This window comes from Methylophilus sp. QUAN (genome assembly GCF_015354445.1).
In the GTDB taxonomy this organism is placed as follows: domain Bacteria; phylum Pseudomonadota; class Gammaproteobacteria; order Burkholderiales; family Methylophilaceae; genus Methylophilus.
The window spans coordinates 571,675-597,906 of sequence record NZ_JADKYT010000003.1 but is presented as its reverse complement, the minus strand read 5'-3'; the positions used below and the strand labels follow the sequence as shown (position 1 = coordinate 597,906).

Below are 26,232 nucleotides of genomic sequence, written 5' to 3'. Positions count from 1 at the left end.
GTGAAACGAACTTGCGCCAATGATAGTGTACTCTTCGTATGCGAAAGTAGGTCATCCCCAAGCTCCTATTCTAAAAACCCAGCACAACAGTGCTGGGTTTTTTATTGGCTATTCCACCATTCTCAATTCTTTATTTCTTTATCGCTGAGCAGAAAAAAACCCGGTGCAAGCACCGGGTTGTCAATGTCTATTAAGATAGAATCAAAATAGACTGCCATGAAATCTGTACTGCGACTGCTCATTATTTGCACCGCTAGAGCGGTTGTTGATTTGTGTCTTCTCCCTCGTTTTATGCATAGTAAAAGAGTCACATGCTGCTGTCATTGACCCAAGTGGGCTATTAAGAAATGCGGCTGAATGGCTGCTAATTTGCAGATGGTTTGCTGTGCTATGTTGACTGCGGAGTATCGTATCTGCGGCTTTGAATTTAAAAGGAAATTTGGTATAATCGAAATGATAGATGGGCGTTACGCCCATTTTTTGTTTTCGGACGTTACGTTTTTAGTTAAGGGTGCGTATGCAAAATTTGCATTCGGTGGTTGAAAAGACGGTTACCCAGTTGGGGTATGAGTTGGTTGATTTTGAAACCTCCAATCGCGGCAAGTTGCTGCGCGTGTTTATCGACAAACTGACACCGAAAGACAATAAAGACAGCGTGACGATTGATGATTGCGTGTTGGTGAGCAATCAGCTCGGTAATGTATTGACTGTCGAGCTGGATATTGATTATGACCGTCTTGAAGTATCGTCTGCCGGTTTGGATCGTGTGCTGAGTAAAGAAGCAGATTTTGTGCGCTTTGCCGGTGAGCGTGCGCAAATCAAATTGCGCGTTGGTATTCAGGACGATGGCCCTAAAGCGACTAAAACCAGCCTGCCAAGAAAGACTTTCTTGGGGATGTTGCAAGGGGTTGAAGCAGGTAAAGTAGTAGTTGAGTGCGATGGCTGGGTTTATAGATTGTCGCTGGATAATATTGATAAGGCTCGTTTGAGCCCTGTCTTTGATTAATTTGTTATAGCTAATCCGTACGGTGAGTTGGAGATTACGATGAGTCGTGAATTATTGTTGTTGGTTGATGCCCTGGCCCACGAAAAAAATGTGGATAAAGAGGTGATTTTTACTGCCTTGGAACTGGCATTGGCTTCTGCAACGAAAAAGAACCATGAAGAAGGTGCCGATATTCGCGTGGAGATTGACCGCGAAACAGGTGACTATAAAACCTTCAGACGTTGGCAATATGTGGAATACGACCTGCTGGAAAGCTCTGCTTACCAATTCGATGAAGAAGACGAGCGTGCTGCTAGCAGACAAATTGGTGATTATGCCGAAGAACCTTTAGAGTCTATCTCCTTTGGCCGTATCGGCGCACAGGCTGCCAAACAAGTCATTTTGCAAAAAGTGCGCGAAGCTGAGCGTGAACAAATGATCCAGGACTTCCTGGCGCGCGGCGAGAGCCTGGTCACTGGCGTGATCAAACGTATGGAAAAAGGCAATGCGATCATTGAAGTGGGTCGTATTGAGTGCCTGTTGCCACGCGAAGCCATGATCCAGAAGGAAAACCTGCGCGTGGGTGACCGCGTGCGTGCATACCTGTCCCGTGTTGACCGCGGTGGCCGTGGCCCACAGCTGATCCTGTCACGTGTGGCACCGGATTTCCTCAAACGTTTGTTTGAGTTGGAAGTGCCCGAAATTGAAGAAGGTTTATTAGAGATTCGCTCTGCGGCGCGTGATCCAGGTTTGCGTTCTAAAATTGCAGTGAAAACCAATGACCAGCGCCTAGACCCAGTGGGTACTTGCGTGGGTATGCGTGGTTCACGTGTACAGGCGGTAACGTCTGAACTCGGTGGCGAGCGTGTGGACATCGTTTTGTGGAGCATGGATCCAGCACAGTTTGTGATTAATGCGCTGGCGCCTGCTGAAGTAAGCTCTATCGTTGTCGATGAAGATGCGCACAGCATGGACGTGGTGGTGAGCGAAGAGCAATTGGCAGTCGCGATTGGCCGTAACGGTCAAAACGTGCGCCTGGCATCGGAGCTGACTGGTTGGAACTTGAATATTCTGACCGAAGAGGCCGCTGCACAGAAGAGCCAGGACGAATACGCCAAAATCAGCCAGCTGTTTATTGAGAAGCTGGATGTGGATGAAGAGGTGGCTGACATCCTGGTGCAAGAAGGCTTTAGCACCCTGGAAGAAATCGCTTATGTACCTTTGGCTGAAATGGCTGAAATCGAAGCCTTTGATGAAGACACCATCAATGAGCTGCGCTCACGTGCGCGTGCTGCGTTGCTGACGGAGGCGATTGCCAAAGAAGAGAAGGTCGAAGAAGACACCAACGATTTGATGACACTGGAAGGCATGGACGCAGATACGGCGCATAAGCTGGCTGCGAGCGAAATCCATACCAGTGAAGATCTGGCTGAGCTGGCCGTCGATGAGTTGGTCGAATTGACAGGAATAGATGAAGAGCGTGCCAAGTCGTTAATTATGACCGCGCGTGCACCTTGGTTTAAGTAACCTATGCGGTTAAGACATCATGCATACATCTTAATTAAAAAATAAAGTAATTGAACTGGAGCAGTACATGGCACTTTCAACCGTCGCACAATTTGCCGCAGAGCTGGGTCTTCCAACGACTCTGCTCATCGAGCAACTGAAAAGCGCAGGCGTTAACAAAACGTCTGTGGATGATTTTTTGGAAGAAGGTGACAAGGCTGCCTTGCTGGATTACTTGCGTAAAGAGCATGGTGCGGCAAATGCCCCCAAGAACAAAATCACCTTAACTCGCAAACAAAACACCGAGATCAAAAAACTCGATAGTTCAGGTAAAGCACGTACGATTCAGGTAGAGGTGCGCAAAAAACGCGTGCTGGAGCGCCCGGAAATTGGTTATGAGCAGCCAGCCGATGCGGCCTACGATGAAGCTGAAAGTGCCTTGCCTGAGGTGTTGGAAGAGTTGCCCGTAGAGGTTGAAGAAGTCATTGCTGAAGCACCTGTGGTTGAAGAGGTGGCTGAAGTATTGCCTGAGCCAGAACCTGAACCTGTTGAGGCACCGGCTGCAGAGCCTGCCCCTGTGGTTGAGGCCCCTGTTGTCGCGAAAAAAGCGGCTGTGCTTTCTGCACAGGAAATTGCTTTGCGTGAGCATGAAGCAGTACGCGCAGCCAAATTGGCAGCGTTGCAGGCTGAAGATGTGAAACGTAAGCAGGCATTGACTCAGCGTCGTGCTGAGGAAGAAGCAAAACGCCAGGCTGAGGCCGAAGCAGCTAAAAACAAGCCGGCTGCGACCAAGTTGTCTGAAGGTACATTGCACAAACCAGCCAACAAAGTGGCTGACAAACCTGAAAGCAAAGACAAAAAAGCCAAGACCGATAACCGTGACTGGACAGATAACGAAAACAAAAAGCGCGGTATTAAAACCCGCGGTGATGCCCCTGCTGGTGGCGCCCAAGGCTGGCGTACACCGAAAGGTAAACACCACAAATCAAGCAAAGATGAGCAACATGCATTCAATGCGCCGACTGAGCCCTTGATCAAAGAAGTCATGGTGCCTGAAACCATTTCTGTGGCTGACCTGGCACATAAGATGTCAGTCAAGGCGGCGGAAGTGATTAAGGCCTTGATGAAAATGGGCATGATGGTGACCATCAACCAGGTTCTGGATCAAGACACAGCGATCATTCTGGTCGAAGAAATGGGCCATAAAGCGCAAGCTGCCGCGGCTAACGACCCGGAAAGCTTCCTGGAAGAGACCGAAACGGTTGAAGCCGTGATGGAAGCACGTCCACCAGTGGTGACGGTGATGGGTCACGTTGACCATGGTAAAACATCCTTGCTGGATTACATCCGCCGCAGCCGTGTGGCTTCAGGCGAAGCCGGTGGCATTACTCAGCATATCGGTGCTTACCACGTAGAAACACCGCGCGGTATGGTGACTTTCCTCGACACCCCTGGCCACGAGGCGTTTACCGCCATGCGTGCACGTGGTGCCAAGGCTACGGATATTGTTATTCTGGTGGTGTCTGCTGATGACGGCGTGATGCCGCAAACCATTGAAGCGATTCACCACGCCAAGGCTGGTAACGTGCCTATTGTGGTGGCGATCAACAAGATTGATAAGCCGGAAGCACAGCCAGAGCGCGTTAAAAACGAATTGATTACACATGAGGTGGTGCCGGAAGAGTACGGCGGTGACACCATGTTCCGTGAAGTGTCTGCCAAAACAGGTAAAGGCATTGATGAATTGCTCGAAGCCGTGCTGCTGCAAGCAGAGGTGCTGGAGCTGACTTCTCCACAAAATACCCCGGCCAAAGGCCTGGTGATTGAAGGTCGCCTGGATAAAGGCCGTGGCCCGGTGTCTACCGTGTTGGTGCAATCCGGTGTACTGCGCCGTGGTGACATGTTGCTGGCAGGCACTGCTTATGGCCGTGTACGTGCCATGCTGGACGAAAACGGTAATGACATTAAAGAAGCCGGTCCTTCGATTCCGGTAGAAGTCTTGGGCTTGTCTGACGTGCCTAGCGCCGGTGAAGAAACCATTGTGCTGAATGATGAGCGCAAGGCACGTGAAATCGCCCTGTTCCGTCAAGGCAAGTTCCGTGATGTGAAACTGGCTAAACAACAAGCTGCTAAACTGGAAAACATGTTTGAGCAAATGGCTGAAGGCGAAGTGCAGACACTGAACCTGATTATCAAGTCAGATGTTCAGGGTTCTTTCGAAGCCTTGACCACCAGCTTGCAGAAACTGTCTACCAGCGAAGTGCGCGTCAATATCATTCACACGGCAGTGGGTGCGATCAGCGAGTCTGATGTCAACCTGGCTGCGGCGTCTAAAGCGGTGTTGATCGGCTTTAACGTGCGTGCTGACGCCGGTGCCCGTAAACTGGTCGAAAACCTGGATGTAGACTTGCGCTACTACAACATCATTTACGAAGCGGTTGATGAAATCAAGGCGGCTTTGGGTGGCATGTTGGCACCAGAGCAAAAAGAGCAAATGATTGGTACCGTTGAGATTCGCGAAGTTTACCGTATCTCTAAAGTCGGCGCTGTGGCTGGTTGTTACGTACAGGATGGTGTGGTTAAACGCAACTCCAAAGTACGCGTACTGCGCAACAATGTGATTATTCACACCGGCGAACTGGACTCCTTGAAGCGCTTCAAAGATGACGTTAAAGAAGTTAAAAACAACTTCGAATGCGGCCTGTCACTCAAGAACTACAATGAGATTGAAGTGGGCGATATCCTGGAAGTCTATGAAGTCGTGGAAGTGGCACGTACACTCTAATGGCTAAAGCATTTTCAAGAAACGACCGTGTCTCAGAGCAAATGCGCCGTGAACTGGCGGATTTGCTCATGTTCGAGGTCAAAGACCCGCGTGTGCAGATGGTGACCTTGACTGGTGTTGAGGTCGCTGGTGATATGGCACACGCCAAGGTGTTTTATACGGCGCAAAAAAACAGCAAGGGCTTGCAGGCCGGGCTGGAAAAAGCCGCTGGTTTTCTGCGTTCGCAATTGGGCAAGCGCATGATGATCCGTACCGTGCCACAATTGCATTTCGTCTATGATGAATCCATAGACCGCGGCATGCATATGGACAAGCTGATCAATCAGGCTTTGTCCGATACCCCTCCGCAAGACTAATTTTTATCTTCTTTCGCCATGCAAACCAAACGCATTAAACGCGCTGTGAGCGGCGTGTTATTGCTCGATAAGCCATATGGCTTCTCCTCCAACCAGGCCCTGCAAAAGGTTAAATGGTTATATCAGGCGCAAAAGGCCGGGCATACCGGCACGCTGGACCCATTGGCGACAGGCGTGTTGCCAATCTGTTTGGGCGAAGCCACCAAGTTTGCCCAGCATCTCACCGACGAAAATAAAACTTATGTCGCCACAGTTAAGTTTGGTGTCACGACGACGACTGGCGATAAAGAAGGCGATGTGATCAGCCAGGTCGATTGCCATATTACGCGTGAAAGTATTGAAGCCGTGTTGCCGCAGTTTATGGGTGAAATTACGCAGGTGCCGCCCATGTATTCTGCGCTCAAGGTGAATGGCAAACCTTTGTATGAATACGCGCGTGATGGCATAGAGCTGGAGCGTCAGCCACGCCAGGTGACTATTTATGCGTTGCGAGTATTGGGCTGTACGGATAACAGTGCAGAGATTGAAGTCACCTGTAGCAAAGGCACTTACATCCGCACCCTGGGCGAGGATATCGGTAAAGCCTTGCAGGCTGGCGCGCATTTAACCGCGTTACGCCGCACGGCGACTGCCACTTACCAGATTGCGCATACGGTGACTATTGAAGCACTGGAGCAGATGACCGTCGAACAGCGTGATGCCTTGTTGCTGCCGGTCGATACCGCGATCACCGCATTACCTAAAATCTTGTTGCAAGAAGATGCTGCCTATTATTTCAAACAGGGCAATCCGGTGTGGGTGTCAGGCAGTATTCCGGCAGGCGAACTGCGTATTTATAGTGAAGCTGGCCTGTTTCTGGGCGTCGGTTTTCAGCAGCGTGATGGCCGCATCGCGCCCAAACGCGTCGTCAACCTCTAAGCAAGCCAATCTAACTGATTGACTTGCCACGGTCGCGGCAAGTTCCTACAATCATTGGATCACCCTATTTGAGCGGGATCCATGCAGCGATGTTTTTCTCCCATGATGTTGAGCATGTTGGTGCTTGGCCTGCCATGCGTGCCTGAGGTTGCTGCGCAGGATGGCGCACCTGTCCTCTTGGGCAAGCCGCCCATCACCATGCTGTATGACGTACGCTTTGAAGCACATGACCCAGGGCCTGAGCATCCTGAACAAGCGGGACGCGTCCGTGCGATTGTGGAGCGATTGCAGCAAAGTGCTGCGTGGCAACCCTTGTTGCGCTGGCCTGCTTTTTCTGCGGCCACGCGCGCCGATTTATTACGCGTGCACAGTGCCGCTTATCTGGATTTGCTAGAGACGGAACAGGCAGGTGTTCATGCTGGTGAGCACGGCTCACTGAGTACTGGCGACACCGTGATTTCGCAGCACTCGCTGGCCGTGGCGACACTGGCTTCCGGCGCCGGGATGGCGGGCGTCGATGCGGTGATGTCTCAGCCATCACCGCTGGCATTTGCCCTGGTGCGCCCACCCGGCCATCACGCCACCCGCGATCGCGGTATGGGGTTTTGCCTGACCAACCATATCGCCGTTGCTGCGCGTTATGCCCAGCAGCGTTATGCCATTCAACGCATTTTAATTGTCGATATCGACGTGCATCATGGCAATGGCACGCAAGAGATTTTTGAGGCAGATAACAGCGTCTTTTATTTTAGTGCGCATCAGCACCCGCTATATCCCGGCAGTGGCCGTCCTTCTGAGCAGGGTATTGGTGCCGGGCTCGGCTACACGATGAATGTGGACGTACCCCCAGGCAGCAACGAGCAGGTGCTTGTGCACGCATTAGACCAGCAGCTGGTGCCTGCCATGCAGCAATTCCGTCCGCAACTTATCCTGGTATCGGCCGGGCTGGATGCACATGCAGGTGATCGTTTGGGGGCATTGCAATATTCTGATGCGGGCTATGGCAACATCGCCACCCGCATAAAGCAGCTGGCGGATGCTTATGCGCAAGGACGTATGCTGTGGATGCTGGAAGGGGGCTATGTGCCCGTGCAAAATGCCAATGCCGTGGAAGCGATTCTTACGGCTTTGTTGCGTTAGCGGTGGCAATTCATTCGATTGTCATAAATATATGTTAATATATTCAATATGTTAAAGCGTTTTTATGTCTATTTCCTGTTGTCGGTGCTGTTTGCCATTGCGCAAACCGGCATTGCTACGCACGAAATCAGTCATATCAAAGAGCTGACGCAGCAGTCTCAGCCCGACAAAAAACAAGGCAATGAACCTTGTACCTTGTGTATCAGCCTGGCGCATGCTGCAGGTGCGCTGACACAAGCGCCGAAGTGGAGTTTGCCTCCGCTCAACGCGTTTACTCCTCCAATCGCCGCAGTGTTCGCGGTTATTACAAGTTGCGTCGCCGTTTATTCTGCGCGCGCCCCGCCTTTCATTATTTCCGCCTGATATTAATCGCGCTCCTGGATTGGCATTAGCCATCTCTGGCGCTTATTTATTCTGAGTGCAGTGCAACGCGCACTGTCTCTATCGTGTCTGGAAATAACAATGAATATGATCAAAAGCATGGCGCCACATTCCTGGCGTCAAAAACCGCTATGGCTGGCGATGATGGCCGCATTAACCGCCCCTGTCTTCGCTGCAGATAACACTTCAAACATCGATCTTGATCAAGTGCCGGTGACGGGTAATCCTTTGGGGGTAGCCTCGGATGATATGGTCGTTCCGGTGTCAGTGATTGGTGGGCGTGAATTAAGTTTACGCCGACAGGGTACATTGGGTGAAACGCTCAATGGCATTCCTGGCGTCACCTCAACCCAGTTTGGCCCTAATGCTTCACGCCCGATTATTCGCGGCATGGATGGTGAACGCGTCCGTATCATGCAAAACGGCGTCGGTGTACTGGATGCGTCTTCCCTCAGTTTTGACCATGCCGTTGGCATAGACCCACTGATTATTGAACAAATTGACGTGGTGCGCGGACCTGCTGCCTTGCTCTACGGCGGTAGCGCCATGGGTGGCGTGGTCAACGCCATTGACCACCGTATCCCCAAAGAGTCATTGGATGGTTATACCGGCCGGGCAGAAGCGCGTTTTGGTGGGCCGGATAATACGCGTAACGGCGCAGCGGTGATGGATGTCGGTAACGGCACATTTGCATTACATGCCGATGTCTATAGCCGAGAAACCAGCAACCTGGAGATTCCAGGCTATGCCGTGTCCAAGCGTAAAAGCCGGGCTGATGGTACGCCGCGCGACAGCAAGGGCAATGGCAAGTTGAATAATAGCGATGCGCTGGCGAATGGCGGTGCATTAGGTGCTGCCTGGACCTTTGATACCGGTTACCTGGGTGTGTCTTATGCAGACTCCAATAATAACTATGGCACGGTGGCCGAAGACAGTGTGCGCATCGACATGCAAAACAAGCGCCTGGAGCTGGCGGGTGAGGTGCGTGATTTAAAAGGGCCGTTGCAAAAGCTCAAGCTGCGTATGGCGCACACAGACTATCAGCACGTTGAGCTCGAGGATGGGGTTGTGGGCACTACATTTAAAAACCGTGGCATGGAGGGTAGCCTGGAGGCGACACATGCGCCACTAGGCAAGGTAAATGGTGTGCTGGGTTATCAGTTCCAGAATACTCGCTTCCAGGCTTTGGGTGAGGAGGCCTTTGTGCCTAGTGTTGTCACGCAGTCGCAAGCATTATATGTTTACGAAGAGTTGCCTATTGATAAACATAAAATCACTTTTGGTGGGCGCCTTGGTGAGACTACGGTCAACTCCAGTGCTGATGCCAATTTCACGCAGGCATTTAATAACCGCTTTAATCCCAACAGCTTTGCATTGGGTGGCTTGTACACGATTGATGATGTCTGGAGTGTAACTGCCAATCTTTCACATAACGAGCGTGCTCCTAGCTACTTTGAGCTCTATGCCAATGGTGAGCATGTGGCCACTGGGCAATTTGAGGTGGGTAATACCAATCTCAAAAAAGAAGAGTCTAACGGTATTGATGCTCAGCTGAAGTGGAAAGCCAATGGACATAGTATTACCTTGGGTGCTTATGCTACGCGCTTCCAGAACTTTATAGGTTTGTTTGATACAGGGACAACCGATCCCGGTTCAGGCTTGCCAGTTGCAAACTTTCAGGCTGTCCCTGCCCTATTTAAAGGCCTTGAGCTGGAAGGTAAGTTTGCCTTGAATGATGAGTGGGCGCTGAAGTTGCGTGGGGACTATGTGCATGCCAAAGACACGCGCAATAATGACTATCTCCCGCGTATCTCACCTTTGCGCCTAGGCGGTGGCCTGGATTACCATCTGGGCGGCTGGAATGCGCGTGTAGATGTGTTGCATGCCTTTAAGCAAAACGATGTGGCTGAGAACGAGTTGAAAACCAACGGTTACACCAACCTGAGTGCCCTGGTTGCGTACAAGTTGCCTGTGAAATATCACGTCGAGTTATTTGCCAAGGCCAATAACCTGCTTAATGATGAAATTCGCGAACACGCGTCTTTCCTCAAGGATATTTCGCCAGCAGGGGCGCGGTCTATTTTGGTCGGTGCACGGGCTGATTTCTAAAGATTTTTGAGTAATAAAAAAGGTTGGCATTGCCAACCTTTTTTATTGGTGCAACTGGTGATATTAACCCAGCAGGATCAAGCCCCAAACGACTGCTAGGTTAATCAATGCTAGCAACACGGCTGCGCTACCAATATCTTTCGCGCGTTTGGCTAATGCGTGGCGCTCAATAGACACGCGGTCAACCACGGCCTCTACGGCTGAGTTCAGTAACTCGACAATCATCACCAACAGCACGCTGCCGACCATCAGGATGCGGTGCAAGGCTTCTGCTTCGAGATAAAACGCCAATGGAATCAATACCAGCGACAGCCAGACCTCCTGGCGGAAGGCATCTTCATGTTGGTAGGCGGCTTTAAAGCCATCCATGGAGTAGCCAAAAGCATTGATTAAACGGCGGAGTCCAGTTTTGCCTTTAAATGGGCTTTCCTGGTGGCTGGATGATTGATTGTTTTGCATGGATTATCTCTAAAATGCGACATCAGATTTTAACATGCGCTATGATAGCGCTTTTAGCAGTGTAGTGAGGAACGAACATGGCAAGATTGGTGCAATGTGTGAAACTGGGCAAAGAGCTTGAGGGCATGGATTTCCCGCCTTACCCGGGTGAGTTGGGCAAAAAGATTTATATGCACGTGTCCAAAGAGGCCTGGGCAGGCTGGTTGAAGCAGCAAACCATGCTGGTTAACGAAAACCGTTTGAGCCTGGCTGATGCTAGTGCCAGAAAATATTTGGCTGAACAGACTGAAAAATATTTCTTTGGCGATGGTGCTGATGTCGCAAGTGGTTACGTGCCGCCCAGCGCTTAATGCATCAGCTTGATAGCCGCGATTAAAAAAAGCACTCCTGGGAGTGCTTTTTTGTTTTACAACCATCTTAAGATTGTGTTTCGCGCTGAATGTCTTCCAGGCTGGTGTGGCGCACATCTTTGCCTTTCACCATGTAGACGACGTATTCAGAAATGTTTTTGGCATGGTCGCCAATACGCTCAATCGCTTTAGCTACAAACAGCACTTCCAGTGACATGGAAATGGTGCGTGGGTCTTCCAGCATAAACGTAATCAGCTGACGCATGGCGGCGCGGAACTGCTCGTCCACTTGCTCATCTTGCTTGGCTACTTCTACTGTCTGGCTCACGTCCAGGCGGGCGAAAGAGTCCAGCGAGGTGCGCAGCATTTCACGCACAATACCGACCATGGTTTTAATCTCGTTAAAACGGGGTTTGTACATGCGGTCTTGTTCATAGATGCGCTGTGCTGTACGGGCAATTTTGGTGGCCTCGTCGCCAATACGCTCAAGGTCGGTGATGGTTTTTACCATCATCATGATCATGCGCAAATCACGTGCAGCAGGTTGTCTGCGGGCGATGATGTGGCTGCAATCTTCGTCGACTTGTACTTCGAGTGCATTGACGCGTGTGTCACGCTCCATCACATCCTTGGCCAGATTCACGTCGGCACTGGTGAGTGCCTCCAGCGCATTCACAATCTGCTGCTCAACCAGTCCCCCCATTTCCAGAACCTTGGCACGTACTGATTCCAGTTCAACATCATATTGCTTAGAGGTATGTTCAAATTGCATGACAAATTTTCCTAATTATTGTGCCGGTGCAGGTTACCAGCACAATATGACAACTTCATGATAATTTTGCAATTACTTTGTCAGGGTTTTGACGCCGTTTGGTGTAGCCAGCAATAAGACGTTAGCCGGACGCGCCGCAAACAGGCCATTGGTGACCACGCCGACGATGGCGTTGATTTTAGCTTCTAGTGCGATCGGGTCGCTAATGGTCAGGCCGTGTACGTCCAGGATCAGGTTGCCGTTATCGGTGGTGAAATCACGCAGTTTTGGCTGGCCGCCCAGTTTCACCAATTCACGTGCGACATGGCTACGTGCCATCGGCAACACTTCTACTGGCAGCGGGAACTTGCCCAATACTGGTACGAATTTGCTTTCGTCACAGATACAGATAAAAGATTTGGCCACTGCTGCCACGATTTTTTCACGCGTTAATGCACCGCCACCGCCTTTAAGCATATGCATGTGCTCTGTGATCTCGTCTGCGCCATCCACATAAATATCCAGGCTGTCGACACTGTTCAAGTCAAACACTTCAATGCCGTGGCCACGCAGGCGTTCTGCTGTTGCTTCTGAGCTGGCCACCGCGCCGGTAATTTTATGTTTTACTTTGGCCAGTTCATCAATAAAAAAGTTGGCTGTTGAGCCGGTGCCCACGCCGATAATGCCGTCTTTAACATAGGTGACCGCGGCCTTCGCGACTTCCAGTTTCAGTGCGTCTTGTTGTGCTTTATCCATTGCCATTTGCTTCAATCCTTGATTAATTCTTTATAATACAAACAATTCTCTATCATACACTGCAACCCTGCGGTTTTAAAATCTTAACGCCTTTCATGACCATCAATTACCGCGAAAAAATCGAACACTCCCAAGTCTATGCTGTAGCCAGACACACACCTTTGGATGAGATGCCTAACCTGTCTGCGCGCTTTAAAAATCGTGTGTTATTGAAGCGTGAAGATATGCAGCCGGTGTTTTCATTCAAGCTGCGTGGTGCTTATAACAAAATGGCCAATTTACCGCCCGATGCACTGGCACGTGGTGTGATTTGTGCCAGTGCCGGCAACCATGCGCAAGGTGTGGCGCTCAGTGCGCAAAAAATGGGCTGCCGTGCCGTGATTGTGATGCCAACCACGACCCCGGCTATCAAGGTCAATGCGGTGCGCTCGCGCGGGGCTGAGGTGGTGCTGTTTGGCGACAGTTATTCTGATGCTTATGCGCAGGCGCTCAAGGTGGAGCAAAGCGAAGGCCTGACCTTTGTGCACCCTTATGATGACCCGGACGTGATTGCCGGCCAGGGCACGATTGCGCTGGAAATTGTACAGGATCATCCAGAGCCGATAGAGGCGATTTTCTGCTGCGTTGGCGGCGGCGGCTTGCTGGCAGGCATTGCCGCGTACATCAAAGCCGTGCGCCCAGAAATCAAAGTGATTGGTGTTGAGGCGCAAGATGCCGAAGCGATGACCGAGTCAGTGAAGCTTGGTCAGCGCGTGATGCTGGAGCAAGTGGGCTTGTTCGCAGATGGTGCTGCGGTGAAGCAGGTGGGCGAGCATACCTTTGCTTTGGTGCAGCAGTATGTGGATGAAATGATTGTCGTCGATAACGATGAGGTGTGTGCTGCGATTAAAGATGTATTTGAAGACACGCGCAGCATTCTCGAACCTGCCGGTGCGCTGGCGTTGGCCGGCTTGAAAGCCTACAGTGAAAAACACCAGTTGCAAGGCAAAACCATGATTGCGGTTGCCTCTGGCGCCAATATGAACTTTGACCGCCTGCGCTTTATTGCTGAGCGCGCAGAGCTGGGTGAGCATCGTGAAGCCGTGTTTGCGGTGACGATTCCGGAAACGCCGGGCGCTTTCAAAGCCTTTTGCCGTCAATTGGGTAACCGGAATATCACGGAATTTAATTACCGTTTTTCTGATGCCAAGCAGGCGCATATTTTTGTCGGCCTGGCTGTGCACAATCCGGCTGAAGCGGCGGAGATTGCCAACACGCTTGAAGCTGCAGGCTTGCCAACCTTGAATCTCAGCGATAATGAAATGGCCAAATTGCACCTACGCCATCTGGTGGGTGGTCACGCGCCACAAGCGCAAAACGAGGTGGTTTATCGCTTTGAGTTCCCGGAAAAACCTGGCGCTTTAATGAACTTTCTCGAATCCATGGGTCACAACTGGAACATCAGCTTGTTTCACTACCGTAATCATGGCGCCGATTTTGGCCGTGTGCTGGTGGGGATGCAGGTGCCGCCAGAGGATAAAGTGGCATTTGAGCAATTCCTGCAGCAACTGGGTTACCCCTATTGGGATGAAAGCCAGAACCCTGCCTATCGCTTGTTTTTGGGATAGTTGGTTATAAATAGCCAATATGGTGGCTGTTTGCAGCCTACATTGGCGGTGATGATGTGAAAAGTAGTCGTGGGCCGCGGTTTGTCGGCGAGTATGATTCTTGCTGCAACCATAAGCTTTAATAAAAAATCAGGAGATAAATGCAATGTTGAATTCATCATTCGCGCGTCGTACGCGCATGAGCCTGCTGTTGTTGGCTTTGGTTGCCAGCGTGGCGGCCTGTAACAAGCAGGAAGAGCCAGCCGCCGAAGCAGCTGCGCCCGCCACTGAGGCGGCAGGTGGTGTCGCTTATGTGTCTACGCAAGATGCTGGCGTGAACGTGATTGACCTGGCAACCATGCAAGTCACCAAGCAGTTGGATGTCAGAGCACAAGGCCCGCGTGGCCTGGCAGTGACCGATGATGGTAAGCAATTGGTAGTAGCTACACGTGAAAACGGCAGTGTTTCCGTCATTGATACCGCCACGGGTGAGGTCGTTAAGCAAATTGAGGTCGGTAAAAATCCTGAGTTTGTGCGTGTGAGTGGCAACTTTGCGTTTGTATCGTCTGAGCCTAGCGCCAAGGCTGGCCCACCACCCAAGCCAGGTGAGAAACCTGCGGAAGATGACGATGACGACGATGAGGAAAAGATTCCAGCCAAAATCGCAGTGATTGATTTGACCAAGGGTGAGAAGATTCGTGAAATTACCGGCGGCCCGGAAACGGAAGGCCTGGAGTTCTCTGCGGATGGCAAGCAATTGGTGATCACCAATGAAGCGGATAACACGGTCACTGTGCATAACATTGAGACCGGTGAGCTGGTTAAAACCATCCCTACGCACGAATATGGCGATAGACCGCGCGGCATTAAAGTGTCGCCTGATGGTAATACTTATTTGGCGACATTGGAGTTTGGTAACAAGATCCTGGTGCTGGATAAAGACTTTAATGTAGTACGCACGGTGGATACGGCTGAAACGCCATATGGCATTGCTTATGACAGCAAAGGTGAGCGCATCTTTGTGGCAACCAACAAAGCTAAATTGCTGCAAGTGTTTGATGCTAAATCCTTTGAAAAGCTGAAAGAAGTGCCGACGGCTAACCGTTGCTGGCATTTCAGCTTTACCCCGGACAACAAGAATATCTTGCTGGCCTGTGGTAAGTCTGATGCTGTGCTGGTGATTGATGCCGACAAGCTGGAAGTGACCAGCCAGGTGGAAGTGAAAAACATGCCTTGGGGCGTGGTCACCTTCCCGAAGGCCATGGGTAGTCTGGAACGTGCCAAATAAGCTATTCTTAGCAAATAAAAAAGCCCGCAGTTGCGGGCTTTTTTATTTGAATGTGTGCAATTTATGCGCTGCGTTTGCGGATCCAGAAGGTGAACACGCCTTCGGCTTCCTGCATGTCCAGTAAAGTGTGGCCGGTTTGGCGGCAAAAGGCGTCAAAGTCCTTTTTTGAGCCAGGGTCGGTAGCGCTGATTTTCAGTACTTGCTCGGCCGTCAGCTCATTCAGTGCTTTTTTGCAGCGCAGGATAGGCAGTGGGCAGTTCAAGTTGCGGGCATCAAGGTCTTTATCACTGTGCATGAGCGTTTCCTGAATTAAGGGTTCAAGCGGCGTTGATAGGCAGTCCGGCACTTGCCCAGGCCAGAATGCCGCCTGCCAGATGCGAGACGTCTGTGCGGCCTTGTGACAGTGCAAATTCACCTGCCGCCACCGAGCGCACGCCGCTACGGCAATAAAACACAATTTTTTTGTCTTGTGGAAACTGGTCAAAGACGGCGGTCAGATTGCCTAAGGGCACATGCAGTGCGCCGGGTAAAATGCCGGAAACAAGTTCGTGATCATTGCGGATATCAACAAGCAGCAATGATGGATCATTCAGTAATGGGTGTAACTCATCCGGTGTTAAGTGTTTTAATGACATCAACAAACCCAGAAAAAGAAGTGTGCCGAAAGGCAGGTAAGGAAGTGGTGGCCAGAGGCAGAATCGAACTGCCGACACGAGGATTTTCAATCCTCTGCTCTACCGACTGAGCTATCTGGCCATCAGCAATTTGGGCATGTCCCGAATTGCAAGACGCGCATTATAGCAAAGAACGCAAAAAATGCACACAAAAGATAAAAAAAATCCTGATATGCTGCACATGCGTTATTTTATAACGGTTTAGGAGTGGTCGTTTGCGGGTGCGTGAGGCCGGTTTGCCGGGACGCGGAAACAATCTGCGTTTGGGTGAGTCACAAAAGTGAGAGGTTTTTAATGGTGTGGGATGGTGTAGAAAATAGGATGAAGCGTATGTCGAATGCCATCATGATTCTGGGTGAGGTGCTCGGGGATGTGTTTCCCGAGCGTACCATCATAGGCGGTGCGCCTTATAACGTGGCCAGGCATTGCCATGCCTTTGGGCTGGGGGTGCATTTGCTCACGGCGGTGGGCAAGGATGCACTGGGTGAACGTATTGTCGCCGAGATGCAGTCATGCGGCCTGTCGATTGCAGGTGTGCAGCGGTCTGATACCTTGCCCAGCGGACAGGTTATGGTGCATTTGGAGGCGTACGGGCACCGTTTTGAAATTCTTGATCAGCAAGCCTACGACGATATGCGATGGCCGCCAGTAGAGGCTTTAACGGCTCAGCATCCGCCGCGCCTGGTGTATCTCGGTTCGCTGGCACTGCGGCATGCGCCCATGCAGGCGCTGGCCGATCAATGGTTGAAAATGTGTACGGCGACGGTGTTTTGCGATATTAACCTGCGTGCACCGTGGTATGACGCGCATAGCCTGCGCCAGGTGTTGCAGGCGGCGGATATCCTGAAGATCAACCATGAAGAGTTGCCTGAAGTGTGCAAGTTGCTGGGCCTGCCGGGCTCGCCTGACATCAATGAATTGGCGCGGCAGCTGTTGATGGTGTTTGGACTGAGTGAAATGTTTGTTACTTGTGGCGAGCAAGGCAGCTTTTGGCTGGATGCCTATGGCAACGGTTTTCGTGCGCCGCCAATGAAGTTGCAGGCGCCTTTTGTGGATAGTGTGGGCGCGGGGGATGCTTATACCGCCGTGGTGATTCGAGGCTTGTTGGCGGGTTGGTCACGGCAAACCATGCTCACGCGTGCCGCCTGGTTTGCTGCTTCTATTTGCGGTATTCGTGGTGCGGTGCCTGCACAAGCAGATTTTTATGATGATTTTTTATAATGCGCTGTAAATTAATTCATAAAAACAGAAACTTAATGGCATAAAAGTCTATGCAAGGTATGGACTTGCCGATATAATGCGCGGTTCGTGTAAATTGAATGTCGGCGTGGTAAGGCAAATAGGTTGTCTGGCTGCCGCGACATTGACGCTAACTCAAAGGAAAAAAGATGGCTGTTACCGCAGAACAATCCGCAAAAATCATTAAAGAATACCAACGTAGTGAAGGTGATACAGCAAGCCCAGAAGTACAAGTGGCTTTGTTGACTAACCGTATCACTTACCTGACTGAGCACTTCAAATCTAACAAAAAAGACAACCACTCACGCCGTGGTCTGTTGGCTCTGGTTAGCCAACGTCGTCGTTTGCTGGACTACCTGAAGGGTAAAGATGTTAGCCGCTATCAAACGCTGATCGAGCGCTTGAACCTGCGTAAATAATTTGGTTTAAAGTGTGACACTTAATCCTGTTCACTTTTAACGAAATAAAAGCCGATGGCATGGTGATTGCCTCGGCTTTTTTGCTTTAAAAAATCGCCAAAAACGCGGTGGCTTCTGTGAGTGCGTTGCAACTGGATAAACAGGTGCAGCGTGTTGATGGAAGTCACCACAAATCGGGAAATACAGCCGTCGCGCGTCGGGCAACCCAATGCGTAGCGCCCAAACGCAGTAAGCGAATGCTGTATTTTCATTATTGAGATTGGCTATTAGGTAGTGAATAGCCATGGTAGAGAAAAGGAAAAATATGTTTGAAATTACTAAAAGAAGCATCCCGTTTGGTGCGCATACCCTGACATTGGAAACAGGTGAAATTGCACGCCAATCTGATGCCGCAGTGATTGTTAGTTACGGGGATACCGTTGTGCTCGTGGCTGTGACTGCCAAGCGTGAAGTCAAAGAAGGCCAGGATTTCTTCCCATTAACCGTGGATTACCAAGAGAAAACCTATGCGGCTGGCCGTATTCCTGGAGGTTTCTTCAAGCGTGAAGGCCGTCCTAGCGAAAAAGAAACACTGACTGCCCGTTTGATTGACCGTCCATTACGTCCGCTGTTCCCAGATGCGTTCTATAACGAAGTGCAGGTTGTGGCCACTGTATTGTCACTGGATCCGGAAATTGATTCCGATATCCCAGCGGTGATTGGTGCCTCTGCTGCATTGGCATTGTCTGGTATTCCATTCTACGGCCCATTAGGTGCGGCACGCGTGGGTTATATCAATGGCGAATACGTATTGAACCCAGATGTTTCATTGCTGAAAGACTCCGCACTCGACCTGGTGGTTGGCGCAACTGAATCTGCGGTGATGATGGTTGAATCTGAAGCCAAAGAGCTGTCTGAAGAAGTGATGCTGGGTGCCGTAGTGTTTGGTCACGAGCAAATGCAACCAGTGATCAAGGCCATCAACGAAATGGCTGCCGAGGCCGGTAAAGATGCCTGGGACTGGACACCACCAGAGCCAGACACTGCTTTGATCGACAAAGTCGCTGCGATTGCGGCAGATGACATCAATGCTGCGTTTAAAATCAAATCTAAAGGTGAGCGCTCTTCCAAGCTGGACGAAATTAAGTCCCGCGTGATGAGCACGTTGATCACTGAAGAAACTTCTACGCTAGAAGCCAACAAGATTAAAGACGAGTTCTTTAAACTGGAAGCTAAAACCGTGCGTAGCCAGATCCTGAACGGTGAGCCACGTATTGACGGCCGCGACACACGCACTGTGCGCCCGATCACCATCCGCTCAGGCGTATTGCCACGTACACACGGTTCTGCCCTGTTTACACGCGGTGAAACACAAGCACTGGTAGTCGCTACATTGGGTACTGGCCGTGATGAGCAAATCATTGACGCACTGTCTGGTGAGTACACTGACCGCTTTATGTTGCACTACAACATGCCTCCGTATGCGACGGGTGAAACTGGCCGTGTGGGTACGCCTAAGCGCCGCGAAATCGGCCACGGTAACCTGGCAAAACGTGCTTTGAAAGCCGTATTGCCTAAAAAAGAAGACTTTGACTACACCATGCGTGTGGTGTCAGAGATCACTGAGTCTAACGGTTCTAGCTCCATGGCGTCTGTCTGTGGTGGTTGCTTGTCACTGCTGGATGCTGGTGTGCCATTGACTGCACACGTCGCTGGCGTGGCGATGGGCCTGATCAAAGAAGGCAACCGCGTGGCTGTACTGACCGACATTCTGGGTGACGAAGACCACCTGGGTGATATGGACTTTAAAGTGGCTGGTACCGACAAAGGCGTGACCGCTCTGCAAATGGACATCAAAATCACCGGTATCACGGCACAAATCATGCAAGTGGCACTGGCACAAGCCAAAGAAGGCCGCGCGCATATCCTGGGCTTGATGAAACAAGCAGTCTCTGGTGTGAACACTGAAATGTCACAGTTTGCCCCACGTATCATCACCATGAAGATCAATCCGGACAAGATCCGTGACGTGATTGGTAAAGGTGGCGCAGTGATTCAGGCACTGACTAAAGAAACCAACACCAGCATCGATATCGAAGATGACGGTACCGTGAAAATTGCGTGTACCAATGCGGATGAAGGTGCTGAAGCCCAACGTCGTATTGCACAGATCACGGCTGAAGTTGAAGTTGGCCAGATCTACGAAGGCCCAGTGGTCAAGATTCTGGACTTCGGTGCTGTCGTGACTTTGTTGCCAGGTAAAGATGGCCTGGTACACATTTCACAAATCGCCCACGAACGCGTCAAAGCAGTGAGCGATTACCTCAAAGAGGGTGACATCGTGAAAGTGAAAGTGGTTGAGTTGGATGACAAAGGTAAAGTGCGTTTGAGCATGAAAGCTTTGATCGACCCACCAGCAAAAGAAGAAGCACCAGCGGCTGAGTAAGTCAGTCGTATGTTGTAAAAAAAGCCCGCGTCAGCGGGCTTTTTTGTGCCTGTCTGTCATGCCATCGTGGATAAAAATATGTTTGCGTCAATATACGTATAGGTGAACACTTCTCATTCCGTCATAATGCCATCGTATGAACAATTATAAAAAAATCATACGGCGTGCCGCTTCGGTTTATGTACAGACGGCTGTATTGGTCACACTCTCCGCGCAAGCCAGTGAGTCCATAGACCTGGAAGAAATCCAGGTGCGCGCACATTATGACAATGCGATAGGCACCTCAGATGCGGCCAGTGAAGGTAAGGTCAATGCCAGCCTGATTAAAAATCGTCCCATTGCGCGCATCGGCGAGATACTTGAATTCGTGCCTGGCATGATCGTGACCCAGCACAGCGGTAGCGGCAAAGCCAACCAGTTTTACCTGCGCGGCTTTAACCTCGACCATGGCACTGACTTTGCCACTTATGTGGACGGGATGCCGGTCAATATGCGCACCCACGCGCATGGTCAGGGCTACACTGATTTAAATTTTCTGATCCCGGAGCTGGTAAGTCATATCCACTACAAAAAAGGGCCCTATTCGGCCGAAGAGGGGGATTTCTCCTCTGCGGGTGCGGCAAGATTACATCTGTTGAATCAGTTGCCACAAGGCATTGCCAGCCTGACCGTGGGGAGCTACGATTACCAGCGCATGCTGCTGGCTAACTCTGTGGCTTTGCAGCAAGGCCATTTACTCTATGCGCTGGATGTCAATCACTATGATGGCCCCTGGCAGGTGGCAGAAGGCGTCAGGAAATACAATGGTTTGCTGCGTTACAGCGAAGGTGATGCACGTGATGGCATGACGCTGACTGCAATGGCGTATCAAAATCGCTGGAATTCGACCGACCAGATTCCATTGCGTGCTGTACGCAGCGGTCAAATCGGGCGTTTTGACGCGATTGACCCGAGTGATGGCGGCGACTCCTCACGTTACAGCCTGTCGTTTGCCAAGCACCACCGTGATCAGCATGGTGGCTGGCAAATCAATGCGTATGCCGTCCGCTCCAAGCTTGATTTATTCGGCAACTTTACCTATTTTCTAAGTGATCCCGTCAATGGTGACCAGACTGACCAAAGTGAACAGCGCACCATGCTGGGCCTCAATCTTAGCAAGTCTTGGCTAGGTGAAATTGCCGGCATGGCGATGGACAATAAACTGGGCTTGCAAACACGGTATGACAAGTTGTCACCAGTGGCGCTCTACAAGACGGCGCAAACGCAGCGCTTGTCACAGATACGGTCAGATAAGGTAGAGGAAAGCAGTGCCGGTATTTATGCTGAAAACACGCTATGGTGGCATGAGAAGCTGCGCACAGTGGCAGGCTTACGTTATGATCGCTATCAGTTCGATGTCAAAAGCAGCCTGGCAGGTAACGCTGGTCATGTCGGCGATGGCATTACCTCACCCAAGTTTTCGGTCATTTTCGGGCCGTGGGCGAATACAGAATTTTTCTACAATATTGGCAAAGGCTTTCATAGCAACGATGCGCGCGCTGCCACGCAAACCCGCCTGCTAGATGGTTCTGCTGCCTTGCCTGTTACCCCCTTGGTGAGCACTCGCGGCAGCGAGATTGGCGTCAGAAGCGAGTGGGTGCCTGGTTTGCAAAGCTCTTTGGCCATCTGGCAACTGGATATGGACTCCGAATTGTTATTTGTTGGCGATGCCGGTGAAACTGAACCCAGCCGCGCCAGCCGCCGCTATGGTGTGGAGTGGAATAACCACTACGTCGTCAACGACTGGCTATTGCTCGATATGGATGTTGCACTCTCCAAAGCCCGCTTTAGAGACCACGACCCAGCAGGACAATACATCCCCGGCGCAATCAACAAAGTGGCCTCCCTAGGGGCAACAGTGACAAACTGGGGCAACTGGTTTGGCAGCATGCAATTACGCTACTTTGGCCCGAGGGCGCTGATAGAAGATAATTCTGTGCGCTCAAACGCCACGTTCCTTACCTATGCCCGCATCGGCTACCGGTATAATCAACGCACCAGCCTGACACTGGATGTGTTTAACCTGTTTGACCGCGAGGCCAGCGATATCGACTATTACTATGAGTCGCAACTCAAAGGCGAGGCTGCACCGGTCAATGATATTCACTTTCACCCGGTAGAACCCAGAGCTGCACGACTCACATTGACCTATCAGTTTTAGCGAGGACTTAGCCCATGCGACGCATCACGATTTCAGTTGAGGACGACCTGGCCGACGCCTTTGACCAACTGGTGGCCGTCAAAGCCTACGTGAATCGCTCAGAAGCCTTTCGTGACCTGGTGCGCAAAGCCCTTGATGAGGACGTCATGCAAAACAATAACCACACCCAGGCCGATTGCGTCGCGTCGCTCAGTTACGTCTATAACCATCATGAGCGGCAACTCGCCAGCCGCGTGAACCAGTTACAGCATGCACACCATCACGTGATTATTACTGCACAGCATGTGCATTTGGATCATGATCACTGTATGGAAACGGTCATATTGAAAGGCAAGATCGCCGAAGTAGAGGAGTGCGTGAATGCTATTTCGTCACAAACAGGTGTAACGCATGCCAAGGTACATATTATCCCGAGGTAAGGTAAACACGCTTATTCTGACCGGGTAGTGAACCACTTATACATGACCAATGCATCCACATAGCCCTTGTGTGGATGATTAAACGCCTTCGGCAATCTACCTACGATTTCAAATCCTAATTTAGTCCATAAGCTCACGGCACCCTCGTTGCTTGAGGCGACAAAGTTAAATTGCATGGCGAGATAGCCTAGTGATTTCGCAACTTGTTGCGAGTGTTCACACATGGTGGTGGCCAGGCCTCGGCCACGCGCTTGTGACGAAACCATATAGCCACAATTACACACATGATCACCAGGGCCTTGCTGGTTGGTTTTGATGTAATAGGTGCCGAGAATCTGATCATTCTCCTCAGCAACAAAGGTTTTTCTGGGCGTTTCCAGCCACAGATTAATGGCTTGCTCGCGTGTGGTTTCGCGCGGGTAGGCGTAGGTGTCGCCTGCTGCGACAATCTCCTGAAAGATCGGCCAGATCTGGTCAAAATCAGCAAGGGTGGCTTCACGGATATGCATAGTGTACTTTGTGCCGGTGTTAGAGTAGTTTGGTGCCAAGCGGGACGTCGTGCTCGGGTACGCACAGGGTGACGCGCCCTTCGGTATCATGAAAACCGGTGACCAGGCATTCTGACATCAAGGGCCCGATTTGTTTGGGCGGGAAATTCACCACGGCGACCACTTGTTTGCCGATTAAACTTTCCGGACTGTAAAGCGCTGTGATTTGAGCACTGGATTTGCGTACGCCAATCTCTGGGCCAAAGTCTATCTGCAGTTTGTAAGCGGGTTTGCGTGCTTCGGCAAACACTTCGGCGGCAATCACGCGCCCCACTCTTAACTCCACTTTGGTAAAGTCATTCCATTCGATTTGCGTCATATGGCGTACCGGCAGTATTAACGAATCAGCGCAGAGATCGCTTTGAATTGTGCATGTGTGGCGCTCTGCATGGGTTCAAACAGCATGGATTCGGTATTGGTGATGATGCAACCGGCCGCGCGCAGGCGTTCGATGGCATTGTTGCGATTGGCAATATCGCGCGAAATCACGGCGTCTTCAACAATAAACACTTGTTTGCCCGCAGCCAGGGCATCGAGTGCGGTTTGTAACACGCAAATATGCGCCTCCAGCCCAAATAGCACTACTTGCGGCGCAACGCTGATGGACGACGCTTGCAGTGTCGGCTCTTGCCAGGCAGAGAAGGCGAGTTTTGCGTATCTGGGTGTGTAATCAGGCAATAAAGATTGCAATTCTGGCAAAGTCTCGCCCAGTTTTTCTGGGTATTGCTCGGTGACCCACAGCGGAATATTCAGTAATTGCGCTGCTTGCAGCAAGCGTTGGATATTCTTGCTCACCGTTGCCATGGCAGCTTCTGGCATCACGGGGCATAGCCGCGTTTGTACATCAATCAACATCCAAACAGCATCTGTGCTGGCTATGGCAGATTTCATGGCTATCTCTTGGTGAGTTGCTGGTCTATGTCCTGCAGGTCGGCTTCGTTGATAATGCCGCTGGCCGTTTTTAGGCGGATGATGCTGACCAGGTAGTTGTAGCGGGCCTGCAATAAATCGCGTTTGGCGCTAAAGTGTTGTTGTCTGGCATTAAGCAGGTCTACGCTGGTGCGGATGCCGACTTCATAGCCGAGCTTGGTGGCATCTAACTGACTTTGGCTGCTTTGCAAGGCCTGTTCCAGTGCCTTGATTTGTGCAATGCTGCTACTCAAGCCTAGGTAAGCACGTTGTGTTTCCAACATGGTCTGGCGGTGGACGTTTTCGAGATCATCCTGTGCCTTCTGCTTGTTATATGACGCCTGCCTGATGCGAGAGTCTACCGCGCCACCCAGATAAATCGGCACGTTGAGCTCTACGCCTATCACCGCATTTTGCAGGTCTGTCCCAAAGCGGTTTTGGCTACCGTTGTAGTGGCTATCGGTGTAGCTGGCGACCGCATCCAGGGTGGGGTAGTGTCCGGATTGGGCGATGCTGATATTGCGGTCACTGATGTCAATCTGTGCCTGCTGGATCTGGATATTCAGGTTGCTGGCGGCAGTCACAGTTTGCCAGTCTTGCATAGGCTTGAGGGCCGGTGTGATTTGCAGGTCGTCACGCACTTTTGCCAGCGTTTGTGGCGGGTTGCCTATGATGGCTTGCAGGCTATGCTGCGCCACAGCTTGCTCATTTTCTGCCGCAATTTCCTGGGCCACGATCAGGTCGTAGCGTGCCTGCGCTTCGTGTAGGTCAGTAACGGTCGTGATCCCGGTCTCAAAGCTGGCTTTGGCCTGTTGCAGCTGTTGCTGGATGGCTTGTTTTTGCGCGGCCAGCAATTCTATGCGATCTTGTGCCTGCAGCACATCAAAATAGGCCTGTGTGGTGCGCAGCATCAGTTGTTGCTGGGTCAGGTGTAGCTGCTTGTCGGTGACGCTGACCTGCACCTTGCTTAAGTCTATGCGCTCAAGATTCTCTTTGCGGTAGATGGGCTGTCGCGCTTCCACTTTGGCGGCATAGCCTTCAAAACGGTTGACACCTGCTGGCAGCGGTACATTGGCGGTGTTGTACTTTAGGTCGGTGTGATTGGCAGTGGTGCTGGCACTGAGCGCCACGTTGGGGCGGTAGCCTGCCTTGGCTTGCTCAATCAGCTCTTGTGCCGCCAGGTTGCCATGGCCAGCCGCCGCCAGTTGCGGGTCGTTTTGCTTGGCTTGCAGATAAACATCAAACAAGCTTTGCGGGGCGGCTGCTGCCCATGGCCCCAGCCAAAGGCTGCTTAGGAGCAATATCCAGTGAGCAGGGCGGCTGAAGGTCATAGGCGTCTTGGGTGTAATGGCTGAGAGGTTTAAAAGCTGAATACCTGAGCCTGTGGGGCATTTTGCATTTCCGCCAGGCTGGTTTCAAACAGCACATCCTGTTTGTAACTATGCTCTGCCAGACGCTGAATCAGGGTGGCTTGCATCACTGGTGCCTGACCCAGCACTATCAGCAGGCGTCCGCCGATGCTGAGCTGGTAGCGTACACCTTCTGGCTCGACCGGGCTGGACGCCGTAAACACAATCGCGTCGTAAGGGGCTTGTGATTCGTAACCGTTGTGGCCGTCTAACTCAATCACCTGCACGTTTTGAATGCCTTGTTTGGTCAGCGATTGCGTCGCTTGTGCGCATAACTCGGGGAAGATTTCCAATGCAGTCACTTGTGCGCAATGCTGTGCCATCAGGGCTGCCAGGTAGCCACTGCCGGCGCCTACCAGCAACACTTTATCTTTGGCTTGCAGTTGCAGCGCCTGCAAAAAGCGGCCTTCCACTTTAGGGCTGAGCATTTGCTGACCATGTGCCAATGGGATCTCGATATCGGCAAACGCCAGTCCGCGATAGGCTTCCGGGACAAAGGCTTCGCGTGGCATATTGTTTAACGTCGCCAGTACTTGCGGGTCCAGCACCTCCCAGGTGCGAATCTGTTGCTCAATCATGTTAAAACGTGCGGTTGCCTGATCTGTCATGTCTTGAATCCC

Annotated in this window: 27 protein-coding genes and 1 tRNA gene; 16 read left to right on the top strand and 12 right to left on the bottom strand. The window is 51.3% G+C overall.

Features of this window, described 5'->3' with window-relative positions; all coding sequences use genetic code 11:
* Nucleotides 1-517 precede the first annotated feature (517 nt).
* The 8 genes from rimP to INP79_RS15330 all read left to right on the top strand — a co-directional run bounded on the left by rimP (nucleotide 518) and on the right by INP79_RS15330 (nucleotide 10,180).
* Nucleotides 518-1,006: a ribosome maturation factor RimP gene (gene rimP, locus INP79_RS15365; RefSeq protein ID WP_194755046.1), complete on the top strand. Its 489-nt coding sequence runs from the start codon at nucleotides 518-520 to the stop codon at nucleotides 1,004-1,006.
* Between the two features lie 39 nt (nucleotides 1,007-1,045).
* A complete protein-coding gene (gene nusA, locus INP79_RS15360) occupies nucleotides 1,046-2,512 on the top strand; it encodes a transcription termination factor NusA (RefSeq protein WP_194741151.1) in 1,467 nt (488 codons plus the stop codon).
* A gap of 67 nt (nucleotides 2,513-2,579) precedes the next feature.
* Nucleotides 2,580-5,276 (top strand): translation initiation factor IF-2, encoded by a 2,697-nt coding sequence (gene infB / locus INP79_RS15355; protein ID WP_194755045.1) that lies wholly within the window; start codon nucleotides 2,580-2,582, stop codon nucleotides 5,274-5,276.
* Complete coding sequence (gene rbfA, locus INP79_RS15350) at nucleotides 5,276-5,632, top strand: 30S ribosome-binding factor RbfA (RefSeq protein ID WP_194741153.1); 357 nt, start codon at nucleotides 5,276-5,278, stop codon at nucleotides 5,630-5,632. The genes infB and rbfA overlap by 1 nt, the downstream gene beginning before the upstream one ends.
* 18 nt (nucleotides 5,633-5,650) lie before the next feature.
* A complete protein-coding gene (gene truB / locus INP79_RS15345; RefSeq protein WP_194755044.1) occupies nucleotides 5,651-6,550 on the top strand; it encodes a tRNA pseudouridine(55) synthase TruB in 900 nt (299 codons plus the stop codon).
* 102 nt (nucleotides 6,551-6,652) lie between these two features.
* A complete protein-coding gene (locus INP79_RS15340) occupies nucleotides 6,653-7,690 on the top strand; it encodes a histone deacetylase (RefSeq protein WP_228520092.1) in 1,038 nt (345 codons plus the stop codon).
* A gap of 48 nt (nucleotides 7,691-7,738) precedes the next feature.
* Nucleotides 7,739-8,053, top strand: coding sequence for a hypothetical protein (locus INP79_RS15335; protein ID WP_194755043.1), 315 nt, complete (start codon nucleotides 7,739-7,741; stop codon nucleotides 8,051-8,053).
* 99 nt (nucleotides 8,054-8,152) lie between these two features.
* On the top strand, nucleotides 8,153-10,180 hold the full coding sequence (locus INP79_RS15330; RefSeq protein WP_194755042.1) for a TonB-dependent receptor: 2,028 nt from the start codon (nucleotides 8,153-8,155) through the stop codon (nucleotides 10,178-10,180).
* A 63-nt stretch (nucleotides 10,181-10,243) separates the two neighbouring features.
* Here INP79_RS15330 and INP79_RS15325 read toward each other — a convergent pair whose 3' ends face one another.
* Nucleotides 10,244-10,639 (bottom strand): diacylglycerol kinase, encoded by a 396-nt coding sequence (locus INP79_RS15325; protein WP_194755041.1) that lies wholly within the window; start codon nucleotides 10,637-10,639, stop codon nucleotides 10,244-10,246.
* A gap of 77 nt (nucleotides 10,640-10,716) precedes the next feature.
* Between INP79_RS15325 and INP79_RS15320 the strand changes: the two genes are divergently transcribed.
* A complete protein-coding gene (locus tag INP79_RS15320; protein WP_194755040.1) occupies nucleotides 10,717-10,989 on the top strand; it encodes an oxidative damage protection protein in 273 nt (90 codons plus the stop codon).
* A gap of 67 nt (nucleotides 10,990-11,056) precedes the next feature.
* On the opposite strand, the gene phoU is transcribed toward INP79_RS15320, so the two are convergent.
* Nucleotides 11,057-11,761 (bottom strand): phosphate signaling complex protein PhoU, encoded by a 705-nt coding sequence (phoU, locus tag INP79_RS15315; protein ID WP_019883784.1) that lies wholly within the window; start codon nucleotides 11,759-11,761, stop codon nucleotides 11,057-11,059.
* A 72-nt stretch (nucleotides 11,762-11,833) separates the two neighbouring features.
* Nucleotides 11,834-12,496: a ribose-5-phosphate isomerase RpiA gene (rpiA, locus tag INP79_RS15310; RefSeq protein WP_194755108.1), complete on the bottom strand. Its 663-nt coding sequence runs from the start codon at nucleotides 12,494-12,496 to the stop codon at nucleotides 11,834-11,836.
* A 95-nt stretch (nucleotides 12,497-12,591) separates the two neighbouring features.
* Here rpiA and ilvA point away from each other — a divergent pair, with 95 nt between their 5' ends.
* Nucleotides 12,592-14,103, top strand: a complete 1,512-nt coding sequence (gene ilvA / locus INP79_RS15305) for a threonine ammonia-lyase, biosynthetic (RefSeq protein WP_194755039.1) — start codon at nucleotides 12,592-12,594, stop codon at nucleotides 14,101-14,103.
* Between the two features lie 145 nt (nucleotides 14,104-14,248).
* Nucleotides 14,249-15,370 (top strand): cytochrome D1 domain-containing protein, encoded by a 1,122-nt coding sequence (locus INP79_RS15300; RefSeq protein ID WP_194755038.1) that lies wholly within the window; start codon nucleotides 14,249-14,251, stop codon nucleotides 15,368-15,370.
* 61 nt (nucleotides 15,371-15,431) lie between these two features.
* Here the strand turns inward: INP79_RS15300 and INP79_RS15295 are convergent, their stop codons facing one another.
* The 3 genes from INP79_RS15295 to INP79_RS15285 form a co-directional block, all read right to left on the bottom strand.
* Entirely contained in the window at nucleotides 15,432-15,665 is a 234-nt protein-coding gene (locus tag INP79_RS15295; protein WP_194755037.1) for a sulfurtransferase TusA family protein, read from the bottom strand.
* A gap of 22 nt (nucleotides 15,666-15,687) precedes the next feature.
* Nucleotides 15,688-16,005 carry a rhodanese-like domain-containing protein gene (locus INP79_RS15290; protein WP_194755036.1) on the bottom strand — a complete coding sequence of 106 codons (318 nt, stop codon included), beginning with the start codon at nucleotides 16,003-16,005 and terminating at the stop codon, nucleotides 15,688-15,690.
* Between the two features lie 45 nt (nucleotides 16,006-16,050).
* Nucleotides 16,051-16,126, bottom strand: a tRNA-Phe gene (locus INP79_RS15285).
* Nucleotides 16,127-16,338: 212 nt separating this feature from the next.
* Here INP79_RS15285 and INP79_RS15280 point away from each other — a divergent pair.
* Nucleotides 16,339-17,265, top strand: a complete 927-nt coding sequence (locus INP79_RS15280) for a PfkB family carbohydrate kinase (RefSeq protein ID WP_194755035.1) — start codon at nucleotides 16,339-16,341, stop codon at nucleotides 17,263-17,265.
* Between the two features lie 167 nt (nucleotides 17,266-17,432).
* Nucleotides 17,433-17,702: a 30S ribosomal protein S15 gene (gene rpsO / locus INP79_RS15275; protein WP_194741164.1), complete on the top strand. Its 270-nt coding sequence runs from the start codon at nucleotides 17,433-17,435 to the stop codon at nucleotides 17,700-17,702.
* Between the two features lie 20 nt (nucleotides 17,703-17,722).
* Here the strand turns inward: rpsO and INP79_RS15270 are convergent, their stop codons facing one another.
* Nucleotides 17,723-17,953, bottom strand: a complete 231-nt coding sequence (locus INP79_RS15270; protein ID WP_194755034.1) for a hypothetical protein — start codon at nucleotides 17,951-17,953, stop codon at nucleotides 17,723-17,725.
* 53 nt (nucleotides 17,954-18,006) lie between these two features.
* Here INP79_RS15270 and pnp point away from each other — a divergent pair, with 53 nt between their 5' ends.
* The 3 genes from pnp to nikR all read left to right on the top strand — a co-directional run bounded on the left by pnp (nucleotide 18,007) and on the right by nikR (nucleotide 22,746).
* On the top strand, nucleotides 18,007-20,127 hold the full coding sequence (pnp, locus tag INP79_RS15265) for a polyribonucleotide nucleotidyltransferase (RefSeq protein WP_194755033.1): 2,121 nt from the start codon (nucleotides 18,007-18,009) through the stop codon (nucleotides 20,125-20,127).
* Between the two features lie 136 nt (nucleotides 20,128-20,263).
* Nucleotides 20,264-22,327, top strand: a complete 2,064-nt coding sequence (locus tag INP79_RS15260; RefSeq protein ID WP_228520090.1) for a TonB-dependent receptor — start codon at nucleotides 20,264-20,266, stop codon at nucleotides 22,325-22,327.
* 14 nt (nucleotides 22,328-22,341) lie between these two features.
* The gene (gene nikR, locus INP79_RS15255; protein ID WP_194755032.1) at nucleotides 22,342-22,746 is read left to right on the top strand and encodes a nickel-responsive transcriptional regulator NikR; all 405 of its coding nucleotides are present in this window, start codon (nucleotides 22,342-22,344) and stop codon (nucleotides 22,744-22,746) included.
* Between the two features lie 11 nt (nucleotides 22,747-22,757).
* Here nikR and INP79_RS15250 read toward each other — a convergent pair whose 3' ends face one another.
* Genes INP79_RS15250 through INP79_RS15230 form a run of 5 tightly spaced genes read right to left on the bottom strand, consistent with a single transcriptional unit; the run spans nucleotide 22,758 to nucleotide 26,220 of the window.
* Nucleotides 22,758-23,255: a GNAT family N-acetyltransferase gene (locus tag INP79_RS15250; RefSeq protein WP_194755031.1), complete on the bottom strand. Its 498-nt coding sequence runs from the start codon at nucleotides 23,253-23,255 to the stop codon at nucleotides 22,758-22,760.
* 19 nt (nucleotides 23,256-23,274) lie between these two features.
* Complete coding sequence (locus tag INP79_RS15245; protein ID WP_194755030.1) at nucleotides 23,275-23,613, bottom strand: tRNA-binding protein; 339 nt, start codon at nucleotides 23,611-23,613, stop codon at nucleotides 23,275-23,277.
* Between the two features lie 17 nt (nucleotides 23,614-23,630).
* A complete protein-coding gene (locus tag INP79_RS15240; RefSeq protein ID WP_194755029.1) occupies nucleotides 23,631-24,185 on the bottom strand; it encodes an isochorismatase family protein in 555 nt (184 codons plus the stop codon).
* 2 nt (nucleotides 24,186-24,187) lie between these two features.
* A complete protein-coding gene (locus INP79_RS15235; RefSeq protein WP_194755028.1) occupies nucleotides 24,188-25,534 on the bottom strand; it encodes a TolC family outer membrane protein in 1,347 nt (448 codons plus the stop codon).
* Nucleotides 25,535-25,563: 29 nt separating this feature from the next.
* Complete coding sequence (locus INP79_RS15230; RefSeq protein ID WP_194755027.1) at nucleotides 25,564-26,220, bottom strand: protein-L-isoaspartate O-methyltransferase; 657 nt, start codon at nucleotides 26,218-26,220, stop codon at nucleotides 25,564-25,566.
* Nucleotides 26,221-26,232 lie beyond the last annotated feature (12 nt).